The organism is Actinoallomurus sp. NPDC050550, assembly GCF_040655075.1.
Taxonomy (GTDB): Bacteria; Actinomycetota; Actinomycetes; order Streptosporangiales; family Streptosporangiaceae; genus Actinoallomurus.
The window spans coordinates 1-14,511 of record NZ_JBFAJC010000084.1 but is presented as its reverse complement, the minus strand read 5'-3'; the positions used below and the strand labels follow the sequence as shown (position 1 = coordinate 14,511).

The 14,511-nt window shown below is 68.1% G+C and carries 9 protein-coding genes; all 9 read left to right on the top strand.

Going from position 1 to position 14,511, the window contains the following annotated elements; translation table 11 throughout:
- Positions 1–193: 193 nt before the first annotated feature.
- The 9 genes from AB0I04_RS51615 to AB0I04_RS51575 all read left to right on the top strand — a co-directional run bounded on the left by AB0I04_RS51615 (position 194) and on the right by AB0I04_RS51575 (position 14,356).
- On the top strand, positions 194–1,126 hold the full coding sequence (locus AB0I04_RS51615; protein WP_360903132.1) for a hypothetical protein: 933 nt from the start codon (positions 194–196) through the stop codon (positions 1,124–1,126).
- Positions 1,123–3,606, top strand: a complete 2,484-nt coding sequence (locus AB0I04_RS51610; RefSeq protein WP_360903129.1) for a hypothetical protein — start codon at positions 1,123–1,125, stop codon at positions 3,604–3,606. The genes AB0I04_RS51615 and AB0I04_RS51610 overlap by 4 nt, the downstream gene beginning before the upstream one ends.
- A gap of 97 nt (positions 3,607–3,703) precedes the next feature.
- Complete coding sequence (locus AB0I04_RS51605) at positions 3,704–5,728, top strand: SMI1/KNR4 family protein (protein WP_360903126.1); 2,025 nt, start codon at positions 3,704–3,706, stop codon at positions 5,726–5,728.
- Between the two features lie 141 nt (positions 5,729–5,869).
- Entirely contained in the window at positions 5,870–6,238 is a 369-nt protein-coding gene (locus AB0I04_RS51600) for an iron-sulfur cluster assembly accessory protein (RefSeq protein ID WP_360903123.1), read from the top strand.
- Positions 6,239–6,275: 37 nt separating this feature from the next.
- Positions 6,276–6,644: a hypothetical protein gene (locus AB0I04_RS51595; protein WP_360903120.1), complete on the top strand. Its 369-nt coding sequence runs from the start codon at positions 6,276–6,278 to the stop codon at positions 6,642–6,644.
- A gap of 379 nt (positions 6,645–7,023) precedes the next feature.
- Positions 7,024–7,926: a hypothetical protein gene (locus AB0I04_RS51590; RefSeq protein ID WP_360903117.1), complete on the top strand. Its 903-nt coding sequence runs from the start codon at positions 7,024–7,026 to the stop codon at positions 7,924–7,926.
- A 916-nt stretch (positions 7,927–8,842) separates the two neighbouring features.
- Complete coding sequence (locus tag AB0I04_RS51585) at positions 8,843–9,229, top strand: bulb-type lectin domain-containing protein (RefSeq protein ID WP_360903114.1); 387 nt, start codon at positions 8,843–8,845, stop codon at positions 9,227–9,229.
- Positions 9,230–9,963: 734 nt separating this feature from the next.
- Entirely contained in the window at positions 9,964–11,853 is a 1,890-nt protein-coding gene (eccCb, locus tag AB0I04_RS51580) for a type VII secretion protein EccCb (protein WP_360903111.1), read from the top strand.
- A 70-nt stretch (positions 11,854–11,923) separates the two neighbouring features.
- Positions 11,924–14,356, top strand: coding sequence for a hypothetical protein (locus AB0I04_RS51575; RefSeq protein WP_360903108.1), 2,433 nt, complete (start codon positions 11,924–11,926; stop codon positions 14,354–14,356).
- Positions 14,357–14,511 lie beyond the last annotated feature (155 nt).

Here is a 14,511-nt window from a genome sequence, read left to right as displayed (position 1 = left end):
GATCCGAAAGACGCGCTCATCGACGCGATCGGTTGTCCGTTGGTCTGCCTGCTCAAGACGACGAGGTGGCGGCTTGATCGATCTCTGGAGAGACCGACCATGAAGATGATCCTCATTACCGGCGCACCTTCCGGTGATCACCCGCAACTACCGTATTGCAGTTCAGATGGTCCGTATGATGGAGCGGAGAGCGATGCCCACCATGGATAAGCAAAAGGAGACACGCTTCTCCAGAGTGACGGTTCGGCGTAGTGTGATGTTGCCCAGGGTGACGGCAATTCCCGCTCCTGAATCGCTCTTGCCCACAGAAACCCAGCTGCCGCTGGCGATGAACCCGCGTCCGGGCGATGAAGCGCGCACCGAACTCGATGTCGCCGCGCATGGGGCTGAAACAGCGCCGCGGCCCGGCACTGCCGTGGTCAGCCAGAGGCCATCGCCCCGCCACCGTGCTTCCGATTCCGGGCGGGACAGTCGATCGATCGAGCCGCCGAAGAGCCGACGTCGCGGTGCGGTAGGGATGCTGATTCTGGGCGCGACGGGCGTGGCGGGGCTGGCGGCGGTGTCGTTCGCCGTGATGTCCACGCGGGGAGGGGCTCACCATGAGACCGCCGCCCCTGGGCTGGAGCCTGCGAGCCCGCCTGCGGTCGCGCCGACTTGGCCGGTCGGCCATCCGACCCCATCGACCTCAGTGAAGGGCAAGGGGAGCGGTACGTCTACGAGCGCCCCGGGCGGTGGGAAGTCATCGCCCGTCAAGACGCCCCACACCTCTGCCACGCCGCCGGCCGCTAAACACTGGCAAACAATGGTCGTGCAGTCCACAGCTGTTCTCCATCCTGGTGAGAGTGCACATACGAACCGGCTCACCCTCCGTATGCAGACCGATGGTGACCTCGTCCTCCTCAACGAGAACAAAAAAGTCTTCTGGTTGACCGGTACACACGCATCGGGAGCGAGTGCGGTCTTCCAGGGAGACGGGAATCTCGTTGTCTATGCGAGTAACGGCGCCTCGCTATGGACTTCGAACACCGCGGGCCACGTTGGCGCCACGCTCACACTCCGGGCCGACGGCGCCATGACGATCGACTACCAGGGCGCAGTGCTCTGGAGCACCGGCGTCCCACGATGATGGCGATTGACGGAGTCGGCTTCGAGGCCATGTCCGGGACGCCGGCGTCCGACGGCCGAGGCGGGCGGCCCACGGTCGGCCCTGCCCGGCCGGTCCGGGTCGAGCAGATAGGTGGAGCGTTTCTCGTCGGGACGGAGGGCGAACGTTCGGACGAACAGGTTGATCTGCTCGCCGCTCTGCCACCAAGCGATGACGTCGCGGTCGTCGTGGTAGCCGTAACCGACGACTCGGCCGATTTTCTGTGGCCGACGCTCATCGAACTGCTGAACCGGTTGCAGCCGCGGCGACAGCGAGTCGTCCTGGCGATGTCAGGCGCGGGGATCGACCGTCCGAACCAGGCGGCCCTGGCCGAACGGATCGCGCGAACCTGGAAGTTGACCGTGGTGGCGCCTACTGGGGACGTCATCCTGGTCCCGGGCGGAACGCTGTTCGTACATTCGGGAGAACGGCTTACGGACGACCTGCAACCCCAGTGGTGGTCGTTCGCGCCGGACGCCGAGCCTGAGGCGCTCGGGCCGCGCTGGCCGGTGCCGGAGTGGCAGGCAGCGCTCGCGAACGCCGGCGAATCGCGGACGAACGTGCAAGGTGCGCTCACAGAGGTGCCCGCTGGTGTACTGGTTCGTCCGCAGGGGTCACCGCCCCCCGGCTCCGATGACATGGCGTATGCGGTTCCAATGGCGGCCGACCGGCCGTCGATCCTTGTGGATCTGCCGGACGGTCCGCGCAGGGCCATGGACTTGATCGCCGTATTGTCGGTGTGGCTCTCGGTGTCCGCATGGGGAAGATACCCGCTTCGGCTCGTGCCGATCGACGGTGGCGACATCCTCGCACTCGGCCAGACCATCGCGCGCGAACTGCGACTCGAGGTGGAGGTATGCACCGGCGTGCCGATGCATCTGACCCCTTCCCAGGAAGCGTGGTCGGGCCAGGACCCTGACGAGGTACGGACTGGGCGAACCGTCGTGCTGCTGGACGACGTCAGGCGGCTTACGTGGTCGCCGTTCGTAGGATCTGTGCGGTGTGGCCCGCCAAGGCACGCCATCATTCCGCCGCCTCGTCCCGAGATGTGGCGCGTACCGCTGCCCGGCATGGAGGTGGCCGATAGCGAACGAGGCGTGCTGCGCATCGACGACGAGTGGCGGCTCGCAGTGACACGGGCTGGGCTGTGGTTGTATCCGGTGGACGCCGCGTCCAACCACTTCCCCGACACGGTCATCGCAGCCTGGCCGGTCACCGCCGACACCGTTCGACTGGACGTCGGGATTCCCGACGAACCGCTCGACCATAAAATATGGTCGGTAATCGATCGACTACTCGCCGCCGTATCCGCTGACATGCGTTCGCGACTCTTGCTAGTCGTGCATGGCATCACGACGGAAGCGGATGGCAGGTCGGCCCAGAATTTCGCGGCCGTTCACATGGTGCGGCTCAAGCTGGATACGGCGGCCTACGGGAGGCCGCCCCTCCCTCCAGCGCATAAGCCGACGGCCGTCGCTCTCCCGCCACCGGAACCAGTAGCCGATCCAGCCCGGCGACCGAGAGCCCGGCACGCAAGGCCCATGGCGGTGCTGATCTCGCCGACACACTGGAGCACGGGGGAGGAACGGGCTGCTTTCCGGGAGGTGATCGGCCTTCGTTGGGACTCGCAGGCGGCGCCCGTCAGTGAGGCGCTGTCGCGGCTGCCGGCCGTCGGGGCAGGCGAGCGAGGCTCGGCTTTGGTAGACCTCGTCGCTGTTCGGCTCTATTTGACGGCGCAGCAGAGCAATGCGGACGACGAGTTCGGGCCGGCGGCGCTGCGCTCCGGCGACGAGCGACTCCGTCCGTTCCTGGCATGCCTGGCTTCGGGATTGCGTCGCCTACCGACGTACCGGGGAGCGGTGATACGTGGCTTCGACACGTCGGAACCGGCGTTGTCGGATCTACACCCGGGGGAGTCAGTGCTGACAGAGGTGGGACCTGTTGGCGGACGGTCGCTCTCCGGCTTTGGAGCGGATAGCGCGTCGGCGCACGGCCGCACTGCCGGGCGTGGGTATCGCTGGCCGCCGACGACGGCGGCTTATGTGATCTGGTCGGATACCGCACGCTGGGTCTCCGCATTCCTCGATACCGCTCCGCCCACCGAGAACCCGGCGTCCCGAGAGGTGGCTATGCGCCGGCCGGCTTCGCCGACGGGATGGGGTGATGTCGTATTCGGGCCGGGCAGCCGTTTCGTCGTGCTCGACGTCCGAAGTGGCGACGCGAACATGCCAGACCTGGTGCTGCTGCGGGAGCTCCCCGCGACGGCTTCTCCCATCGGAGAGGGCGGCCAATCGGTCGCCGTCGAGGTTCCCCCGACCAAGCATGTCGCCCTCGACCGGCTGGACAAAGCACTTCAGACGGCGCACCCACAGGTGGCAGGCGTCGGCTCACGGCCATGGCCTCCACAATGCCTCGGGTCGATCGGCGGCACGGGGGCCGACGCGGCGATCCGGTTCGGCTGACGGATGGCGGTGTCTTCGAGCACCCGTACGGCAGCCGCTTCACCGGCCAGGGGCACACCGGCCGGCAGCCGTGTCCGACAGACGAATGGAGTTCACCATGGGTGATGACCCGCTGGTCTCGATCGCCGCTTGGCGGAGGTTCCTGGGCGACTACAGCGCCGACTATCTTCGCGGTGCGGATGAGAACGAGTTGCAGGACCTCGATGACGTCCAGCGCGCGACCGGATGGCTGGGCTTCGAGGGGGCCACCGAGGCCGAGGTCGCCGCTCTAGAGGCTCGGCTGGGTGTACGGCTGCCGCCCAGCTACCGCACATTTCTGCTGACCTCCAACGGCTGGCGCCACCTGGGACCGTTCCTGTCCGTGCTCCGCACCACCGAGGACGTCGGCTGGTTCCGTGAGGTGGAGCCCAGCGCATGGGAGGTGTTGGAGAAGTACGCGCACTTGGCCGATGTGATGGGTCGTTGCCTGGTGCTTTCGTACGGCGGCGACGACGAGTACTGGTTGCTCGACCCGACCGACGAGTCGGCCGACGGCGAGTGGACGGCGTACAGGTGGGCGCACTGGTCACCGACGCTGGAAGACGAGATCTATCCCTCCTTCGCCGCGTTGGTCTTGGCGGAAAAGAAGAGCTTCGAACGGGCGTTCGAGGCGTTGCGCGGCCGTGCGGGCCGACCCGTGCGTCCGGAGAATGCCGAGGGGCTGACGGCCCAGGGGCGGCTGCAGGCGCTGTCCGGTGATATCGACGCCGCACGGGCCGGCTTCGAGGCGGCGACGGACAAGGGCTCCGTGCTGGCCCCCTACCTGCACGCGTTGATGCGTGTCTTCACCGAGCCGTGGTCGGCTCAGGAGACGATCCGGGGCGTCGTCGGTGACGCACGGATCCGTGACGGTGTCGACCAGCTGCATCTGCGCGCCGAGATGATCCCGCTGTACGTACGGTTCGCCCATGAGTATGGGACCGCGCATCCGGGCTGGTACCTGCGCTTCATCGTCTCGCTGCTGCCGCCTCTGGACACCGCTCCCGACCCCGATGACCTGTCCGATCTTGTCGTTCGGGCGGCCAATTTCGTTCCGCCGGTACTACCCGAGGCACCCGCGTTTGAGCGGGCCTTGGACCGGGCCCGCCGGCTCGTCGCCATCGGCGAGGATCAGGCCGCGTGGACCGCCATCAACGACGCTCTGCCCGACTGGTGGTCCGACTCGCCCTACCGCATCGCCCCGACCATTCTTCTGACCGATCCCGCCTTCCGCTCTGTGGTCACCCCGGACCGCTACCACGCGATCATCACCACGCCACGCGGTGAGGGGCGCGCCCGGCGGCCGACGGAAACGGCTGCGGACGGATGGGAAGCTCCGATCAATCATGATCCGGTCCGGGGCCGGTACCGCCCCGGCACCGCCGCCCAAGGCTCGCAGATGCGGATCGAGCAGACCTTGCGGTGGCAGTCTCTCACGTCGCCGTCGGGTGCGTTCGTCTTGACCTACCAGGACGACGGCGACCTGGTCCTGTACGGCAACGCCGATGGCCGTCGTGTCTGGGCCGCTGGGACGGGCGGCCAGCCGGTCGGAGAGTGTGTGTTGCAGCGGGACGGCAATCTCGTCATCTACCGTGCAGATGGTCAGGTCGCCTGGGCCACCGGTACCAATGGGCGGCCGGTCGATCGCCTGCGGGTACGCGACGACGGCGTCGTGGTGCTCGAAGACAGGAGGGGGAACCTGCTGTGGTCGACCTCCGACGAGCCGCCCCGCGGTTGCTTTCGGCCGGGCACGTCGGCCCAGGGCGTCGAGATGCGGATCGAGCAGACCTTGCGGTGGCAGTCTCTCACGTCGCCGTCGGGTGCGTTCGTCTTGACCTACCAGGACGACGGCGACCTGGTCCTGCGCCGCAACATCGATGGCCGTCGTGTCTGGGCCGCTGGGACGGGCGGCCAGCCGGTCGGAGAGTGTGTGTTGCAGCGGGACGGCAATCTCGTCATCTACCGTGCAGATGGTCAGGTCGCCTGGGCCACCGGTACCAATGGGCGGCCGGTCGATCGCCTGCGGGTACGCGACGACGGCGTCGTGGTGCTCGAAGACGCGCAGCGCACAGTGCTCTGGTCCACGCTGGACGAGCGCTCGTAGCGCCCGCGACCGATCGCATCCGAACAGGGCACGGAGTGAACCTCCGGGGCCTTTCCGTGCGTGGAATCAATAGGGGGACAGGGTGGCTTTTTGCCTGGGCACCCAAGGGAGACCCCTGCGAACGACGGACGGAGAGGTGCGATGACCGAGACGACGATGAGTGATTCGGACTTCGCTATATCGCTGACTGATGCGGCGGTCGCCAAGGCGCAAGCTTTGCTCGCCGGTGAGGAGGATGCCGCGAACCTGGCGTTGCGCGTTGGAGTGGAGCCTGGTGGGTGCGCGGGATTGCGATACCAGCTGTATTTCGATGAGCTCCCCGATCCGGCCGGTGCGAGCACCGACACGGTGTTGCGTTTCGGGTCCCTGCCGGTCCTGGTTAGTCGCCGCTGCCACAAGGAACTGAACCGCGCGGTGATCGACCATGTGAACACGCTGGCAAAGCAAGGGTTCGTCATCGACAATCCCAACGCCACCGGCGGATGCGCGTGCGGCGATTCCTACCACTGACATGACCGGAGCCCAACCATCGGCCGCGGAGGTACCGATGGCCTGGTTCACGGCCGAACAGACAGCTCACGAGCTGATCGCCGGTCGCCTGCCGACGGCCATGTTCGAGTACCGCGCCACCCGCGATGTCTTGGCACTGACCATCTACCTGTCGCCCAGACCCGCTGACCCCGATCTGATCCGGGATCGTTTAGACGACGGTTGGCCCGCGTGGTGCCAGACGCGACTCGCCGAACACCCCGACTGCCTGGATCTGACGTTCGCCCGCGCCGCCCGGCGATGGCTTTGTACGCGTCTCCTCGGCAGCAGCGGACCACTGACCGATTCCCGGCCAGCCCATCAAATCGGGCTTATTTACGCGCGCCGAACCCTGGCCCCGCCCCGCCCCGACTGGCCCTCGCGGTAGCAAAAACCGGCGACCGCCATGGGCTCCGTACCCCGCGCACACCCGGGGCCAATCCAACGCCCCCGAATAGGGCCCAGGTATCTGCGATCTCGGTAAAGTCCAGGGCGATGCCGTCTGCGGGTACGCGACGACGGCATCGTGGCGCTCGAAGACGCGCAGCGCACAGTGCTCTGGTCCATGCTGGATGCTGGACGAGCGCCCGTAACGCCCGCGATCGGTCGCATCCGAACACGGCACGGACTGAACCTCCGGGGCCTCACCGCGCGTGGAATCAGCGAGGACGTCGCGACGGTGAGAAAGGCAAAGGCAGTGAGTGACGATGCTGTGTCGTTCATGAGACATCTCAAGGTTCCGGTGCGTCGTGCGATGCCGACCGCCGATGGCGTGGTGGATCAGCATGCCGGGGGTTGAGCTGCATGGAAGTTGGCATGTCAGGGTTGTGCGCAACGATGCCGCCTGGCCGCAGCGTGTCGTCGTCACCGGGGCGGTTTCCGGCGTCATTCCAGGGCAGGTAGGCGCGTCGGTGACGGTGGGCGGAGGGCACTGCACCCTGACCATCGAGCACGACCCCGGCGGGGGCTGGCGGCAGAGCCCATACGTGCAGGCCGGCCCCGTGAAGGAACGAGACGGTCGGGCGACGCGAATCGTCGAATCAAAGGATCATTATTGGCCGGGCGACAGCGATCCCAATGACCTCGTACTCCAGCTGGAGCACATCGGGACGGCGATGGAGGTCATCGGCGCACCAGAGATCACCGGCGTCGTGGGATCCGACCTGCGATACCTTGCCGTCACCGTACAGAACACCGGCTATAAAACCTTCGGCTACGACGCCGTCTTCGATATCACCGATGCCGGCCGGCGCGCGCTCGCCCAGCAGGGCGTCACTGTCGAGAGCTGGGGTACCGAGTCGCTACGGGCGACCGGGCAGGAGGCGTTCGGCCGAGCGGTCGGCCTCTCCCCGCTGGACGTCGGTGCGCGGGACATCGTCTATTTCCCCGTGTACGTCGGAACCGCCGCAGTGCCGGAGGCGACCGACGTCGAGTTCGAACTGGTCCGCGCCGGTGGCGAGGGACGTCGGCGGGGACGCCGCGAGCGCCACGTCGTCCGCATGAAGTTCACGCGTGCGGACCGGCCTTCCGCGCCGACACCGGGCGCGCTGATGGTTTCCGGAGACATCGTGGACGTACACCCGATGGTCCGCCCGGCAGCGCCCCCGCGTTCCGTCGTATCGTCCGATGCAGCTTCGCCTCAGGAATCTGACGGCGTGGCCACTGGCTAGCGGATCCGCACGGGAGTGAACCGCTCGCGGAAGCCACGACGTGTTCTCAGTAGTGGAAGGAGAACGGCAATGACCGAAGCGACCATCCAAGGGTCGAATGTGCTGCCCGCATCAGCCTGGCTTGTAACCCGGTATTCGAATCAGATGCCGGTCGGCCGCGAAGCCAAGAATGGCAGCCGTGATGACTGAGCGCCGAGCGACGGCGGATCGGGGGCATGACGGAGTGCGGATCCGGCGGGCGGCGGAGTTGCCCAGGGTGAGCGCGGTCGCCGATGCGGCTCTGCATCCACCCGTGACGGCCGTACCGCCGCCGTCGCCGTCTCCGGCGACGGGGCGAGCCCAAGCCGTTGGTGCCGGATCTGGGACTCATGACGGCAGCAGCGCCCAGGATCTGCTTCCAGGCTCCGTGCTCAGGAGTGAGCCGGTGGGACCCTCCAGGGGCCGTGTCGCCGTGCTGATGCGCGGGAGGCGCCCCCGCCGGGTCGTCGCCCCGTCGGAGGCACAGCCAGGCACGCCTGTCGTGCTGCCACAAGTGAAGGGTAAGAATCGAGCACGGGTACCGCTGGCGGTCGCTGCCGTTGCGGGACTCGGCGCGCTGGTGACCGTGCCCCTCACGATGCACTCTCGGGGAGGGTCCATATACACCTCGGCCGCATCTGAGCGGTCTGCGGGGCACGCTACGCATCCGCGTTCCAACCCTGATGTCGTGAATCCGGCTGCACCTGCGCCGCGATGGCCGACCAGCCGACCATCTCCTACGCGCCACGTGGGCGGTGGTCCGGTCACGACTCCGTCCACGACTCCGTCGTCTCCTCCGCCGAGGGAGAAGAAGCCTCAGTCAGCTTCGCCGATCGCGCGGTCCTCGCCGGAATCCAGCCCCGGTAGGGCTCGGAGCAAGGAGCGCGACGTAAAGCTGATGACGGCCGCCGAATCGCATGTCACCGCCAGACGATGGCACCGGAAGGTCTCATGGCAGACGCGGGTCGTGCGTGGCACGAGCGTCCTCAACCCGGGGCAAAGCGTGCACACTAACCGGATCCGCTTGACGCTGCAGACAGATGGCGACCTGGTGCTCCGCAACGAGCACAACGCTGTCGTCTGGTCGACCGGTACGCACGCACCGGATACCCATGTGGTCTTTCAAGGGGATGGAAACTTCGTTCTGTACTCCAACAGCAACCAGACGCTGTGGAGTTCTCGTACCGACGGGCACATCGGCGCGACGCTGGTCCTTCAGGCTGACGGCAACGTGACGATCATTTACAACGGCAAGGCCCTGTGGGCCACGGGCACGGGGAGGTGACCCGAGGCGGTCTTCTCCTCCCACCGAGCACCGCCGAACGGTGGGCAGCGCGGGTGGAAGGCGCACGGCCTCACCTGTTTAGGTGAGGCCGTGGGGCCGCGCATGTGTGATTTGCTTTCTCCCTCGCGATGGCTCGGTCGCGGGTTGAGCTGACTGGTACGAATGCTGGCCAGAGGGAGGCAGAGATTGAAAGAGTCGGCGTGCGGGTCCTGACCACCGGCGATCCGGATGGCTTCGGGAATCAGTACGGCGTGGCCGGCCCACGCTCCGAGCGTGCTGAACCGGAACTGGTCAGGTGGTCACGAATGCTGTTTCGTGGCGATGGAGAGCAGGGGCGGATGGTCGCCCGTAAGGTGCTTGCCGGGCTCGCAGCCGCTTACGCCCCTGAAGAGATGGTGATCGCGCTCTTCGTCTCAACCGAGCGACAGCCGGACTGGGCGTGGATGAGATGGCTGCCGCACACACGCCGCCCACGGGAAAAGGCGAACGGGCGCACAGACCAGGTGGCCGCCTCCTCCGCAGAGGAGCTGTACGAGCTGCTTGGCGACGATCTCCGGCTTAGGCCTGCCTTCGACACCAATGCCCGGCCGAGCTCTGGGGAACGTTTTCTCGTCGTGGTGCTGGATGGCGGGGACCTCCCCGCAGGCGATCGCCTGACAGGCGCGGGGTATCGCAACACGGTCGTCCTCGATCTTTCGGGGTGGCGTCGCCGCCCCGGCCGTACGGTCGTTCGTTTGGACGTCGGAGCGCAGGACACGCGGGCCGTGTGGCTCGGAGAGGACCGCGCCGAGCGATCCGCGGGGCTCGGCACTGACGCCGCCGACGTGTTGCTGGCGCCGTACCACCCTGATCCGGGACTGTACGGCACTGTGTCGGCTGGTAGCCGGCTCACCGCGCTACGGAAGGCCGTCACGGCTGATCACTCCGGACCATGGCCGTCACCCCTGGCCGAGGCTCCGGCCATCGACCACCTGCTGCCGCCACTCGTTCCCACGGGTGACCGCGGCCTGACCGTGGCCGACCCGCCAGAAGGTGGCCCGCTGACGGTGCCGGTGGGGATCGTCGACCGGCCGTTCGAACGGTTCCACGGGGTACTGCGCCTGGACCTTTCCGGCGAGCAGGGACACGTCGCAATCGTCGGGAGGGCTGGTAGCGGCAAGAGCACCCTCGCGACGACTCTGGTCGTCGCGCTCGCGCTCACCCATACACCTCGCGAGGTCCAGTTCTACTGCCTCGACTCCTCTGGGGCGCTGGGCGCACTGTCCGGTCTGCCGCACGTGGGCGCCGTGACGGATCAGCTGGACCCCGAGGGCGCCACCAGGGCGATCGACGAGGTCACCGCATTGCTTGCGCACCGGGAACGACTCTTCCGCGATCGCGGCATCAAGGGGATGGCGGACTACCGGCGCCGCCGCGCGGGCGGTGAGTTCGCCGACGAGCAGTACGGTGACGTATTCCTCGTCGTGGATGAAGCTGCGACACTGCGCCGCGAATTCAGCGAACACGCGGCGGCTTTCGATGACCTCTCCGTTCACGGGCTTGACCACGGAATCCACCTGATCGCCACCGCAGGCCGCTGGTCGGAGCTGCCGGTGTCCCTTCGGGATCGGGTCGGCACCCGGCTCGAACTCCGGCTCGACGACCCGACCGAATCCATGGTCGACCCGAAGGAGGCGGCGACCGTCCCCCGACGGCCCGGACATGGTCTCACTCCCGGAGAGGGGCTTCCATTCTTTGCCGCGCTGCCTAGCGTCAGCGGTGTGAACGGCAGCCGGCGTCTCACGGATGTCGTAGCCGAACTGGCGACGACCGTCGCGGAACATTGGGCGGGCCGACCCGGCGCCCCTCGCATACGTCTGCTACCGGCACGTGTCCCCGTTCGTTCGCTACCGGAGCCGGAGGATGACCTGACGGTTCCGCTGGGCTTCGTGGACGCCGATCTCACCCCGATCGCGCACGACTTCGCCACCAGTCCCCACTTGACCGTCTTCGGAGACGCGGGCAGCGGAAAGACGAACCTGCTTCGTCTGATCATTCAGTCGATCACCATGCGTCACTCTCCTAGTACGGCGCGCATCGTTATCGCCGACCGCAGTGGCGAACTGGTCGGTGCGGTACCCGAAGAGCATCTGCTCGGGTACGCCTTCTCGTCGGCCGTACTCGGCGAGCTCATCGACGGCTGTGCCCGGGCGATCAGCGAGCGGGTGCCGGGTCCGGAGATCGCCCCCGCCCGGCTTCGGTCATGTGACTGGTGGCATGGACCCCGACTGTTCGTCCTGGTCGACGATTACGATCAGGTGTGCACTCCGCAGGAGACTCCCGTCGAGCCGATGCTCGAGTATCTGGCGATGGGGTACGAGGTCGGCGCGCATCTGATCGTCGCGCGCTCCTCCGCCAGCGCCAGGACGGCGATGACCGAGCCACTGATACGAGGTCTGCAGGACGCCGGCGGCTCCACTCTTCTGTTGTCCTGCCCGCCATCTCATGGACGGGTCTTCAACGACATCGGCCCACGCGTTCTGCCGCCAGGCCGGGGGCGATATCGGACTCGCAGCCGGACAGCGCTCATCCAGACCGCGCTGGCCGAGGACCTCGATCACGGACAGTCCACCGACATACGCTGAACACCGTGGTGAGTACCACATTGGTCGCAGCCGACGGCCGCGCGAGCGTGCCGGAACGGAAAGGAGATCAATGAGCAGGGTGACTGCGCGCTGGTCAGACGGTGCCGCCGTCGCCGCCTCCGCGCGCGCCGACGGCGAGGCCCGCCTCTCTTCGGCCGCCTCCGGCGTTGAGATCGAGGAGATCGGGGGGCACTTCCTCATCAAGCCGACGGGCGAAGAGGCCGGGGAATACGCCGGACTGCTCGCCGACCTCGCCTCGCACGACGACGCCACCGTCGTGGTGGTCGCCGTTCCGGAACGGCTGGCCGACGCGCTGTGGCCACGGCTGGCCGAAGTACGGACCCGGAGTCAGCGGCGCCGGATCGTGTTGGCCATGGCGGGTGCGGGTGCCGATCGTGCGGATGCGCCGGCGTTGGGCAGACGGATCGCGGACGCCTGGAAGGTGACCGTGGTGGCCCCGGCCGGTGAGGTCGTCCTCGTGCCTGGAGGCACGGCGTTCACCTACGCCGACGCGTCCGGTACCGGGCCGGAGCCGCAGTGGTGGTCATTCGCGCCGGAGATTGAGCCAAAGGCGCTCGGCCCCCGCTGGCCGGTGCCCGAGTGGCACCAGGTACTCGCCGATGCCCTCACGTCGGTCGATGCGAAGGGTCCGGCGGCGCTCACCCACGTGCCTGCCGGCGTGCTCGTACGGCCCGCGGGATCGCCGGCTTCCGGTCCGGGCGACCTTCCGTACGCCGTCCCGCCGGTGCGCGACCGGCCGTCGGTCCTCGTCGAGTCGACGCAGCGGCCATGGTTTGCCCCCGTGGACCTCGCCGCCGTCTTGGCGGGGCTGATTTCCAGCGCCGTGTGGCGGTGGTATCCGATCCGCCTCGTCCCGTCCGGTGATGGCGACCTGCTTCCGTTGGGCGAGGCGCTGGCACGGGCGCTGGGCGCCGAGGTCGAGGTTTTCACGGGTATCCCCGCGGAGCTCACCGGGGCATCGTCCCGTGACAGCGAGGCACCGGCGGGACGAGGAGTCGTTCTGGTGGACGCCCAGCGGCTGCCCACCTGGTCGCCGTTCGTGCCCTCCGTGCTGTGCCGTCCCCCGTCACGCGGTGCCATTGCGCCCCCGCCTGTTCCCCAGCACTGGCAGGCACCGGTGGACGGCCTGGAGGTCGTCGACCCGGTACGCGGCGTCCTCCGCCTCGCCGGCCCATGCCGGCTCGCTGTCACCCGGGCCGGTCTCTGGCTGTATCCGGTCGACGCCGCCCCAGAGCCGTTCTCCGACCGCCTCGCAGTGGCATGGCCGGTCATGGCGGATACCGTCCGGCTCGACATCGGGCTCTCCGGCCGACTACTGGGGGATGAGACGTGGCCGGTGCTGGGCGGCCTGCTCGGCGCCCTGCCGCCGGGGCTGCGCGACCGGCTCGTGCTGGTCCTGCATGGCACGGTGACGCAGCAGGGCGACCGGGCCATGAGGGATCTGGCGGCCGCCCACAATGTCAGGATCGAAGGCGACCCTTCGGCGTCCAGTGCGTCCGCCCTGCCCGCGGTCAGCACGTCAACGGCGACGCCCTCTTCGACGTCCCCGCCGCTACGGGCCGCCGACAGCGGCCATGCGTCGACGGCGACGCCCTCGCTCGGGTCCCCGCCGACGCGGGCACGCGCCGGCCGTATGCCGCGCACTGCCACAGCGTCGGTCACGCCGACGCATCGCAGCACGGACGAGGAGCGATCCGCCTTCCGTGCGATGATCGGCCTCGCTTGGGACTCTCAGGCAGCGCCACTGAGGCGGGCGTTCTCGCGGTTGCCGGCGATCGCCGCGGGCGAACGTGCCGCCGCGGCGGTCGATCTGGTCGCGGTCCGGCTCTTTCTCACGGAGGGCCAGACCGACCGCGCCGGTGACTTCGGTGCGGCGGCGCTGCGCTCCGGTGACGAACGTCTTCGCCCGTACCTCGCATGTCTCGCCTCCGGGCTGTGGCGACTGCCGACGTACCGTGGCGTGGTCCTGCGCGGCGTTGACGCGTCCGTCCTTGAGCGGGAGGTTCTTTCCCCTGGCACGACCGTGCTGACCGAGCCGGGCCCCGTCGCCGGGTCGTCGCTTCGCCGTGGGACGCCGAACCGCGCCGGGAAGCACGCGCGGCCGTCGGCGACCGCGAGTTACGTGATCTGGTCGGAGACTGGACGTTGGGTCACCGCGCTGCTCGACGCGGACCCGGCCGGCGGCCCGACCGACACGACGGCCGACGGGTCCGCGACTTTGATCGGCACGGACGATGTCGTTTTCGCTCCGGGCAGCCGGTTCGTCGTGCTCGACGTACGGCTCGGCGGTATCGAGGCCCCGGAACTGATCCTCTTGCGAGAACTCCCGGCCACCGTCGCGCCGACAGGGTCGGCCATCGAACCTTCGTCGGGTGAACGCAATGCGCTGACCCGGCTGGATGAGGCGCTCGGGGAGTTTCTGACCGACGGCGGAGCGCCGTCGTGGCCCACGGCTGCCCTGGAGCCGATCGGCGAAACGTAGATCGGGTCCGGAACGCGGCATCTGCCGGCCGGCGGATGCCGCGTTTCCGCGTACGTGGAAGTCAGGCCAGGGGCAGTGTGGCTTCGAACAGTGCGCCGCCGCCCGGCCGGGCGCGTACGACGAGTGATCCGCCGTGTCGCGCCGTCACGTCGCGT

Bases quoted from the DNA above. Each gene is read 5' to 3' on its own strand.
- AB0I04_RS51615 (WP_360903132.1), top strand. From the start codon at position 194: ATGCCCACCATGGATAAGCAAAAGGAGACACGCTTCTCCAGAGTGACG.
- AB0I04_RS51610 (WP_360903129.1), top strand. From the start codon at position 1,123: ATGATGGCGATTGACGGAGTCGGCTTCGAGGCCATGTCCGGGACGCCG.
- AB0I04_RS51605 (WP_360903126.1), top strand. From the start codon at position 3,704: ATGGGTGATGACCCGCTGGTCTCGATCGCCGCTTGGCGGAGGTTCCTG.
- AB0I04_RS51600 (WP_360903123.1), top strand. From the start codon at position 5,870: ATGACCGAGACGACGATGAGTGATTCGGACTTCGCTATATCGCTGACT.
- AB0I04_RS51595 (WP_360903120.1), top strand. From the start codon at position 6,276: ATGGCCTGGTTCACGGCCGAACAGACAGCTCACGAGCTGATCGCCGGT.
- AB0I04_RS51590 (WP_360903117.1), top strand. From the start codon at position 7,024: ATGGCGTGGTGGATCAGCATGCCGGGGGTTGAGCTGCATGGAAGTTGG.
- AB0I04_RS51585 (WP_360903114.1), top strand. From the start codon at position 8,843: ATGACGGCCGCCGAATCGCATGTCACCGCCAGACGATGGCACCGGAAG.
- AB0I04_RS51575 (WP_360903108.1), top strand. From the start codon at position 11,924: ATGAGCAGGGTGACTGCGCGCTGGTCAGACGGTGCCGCCGTCGCCGCC.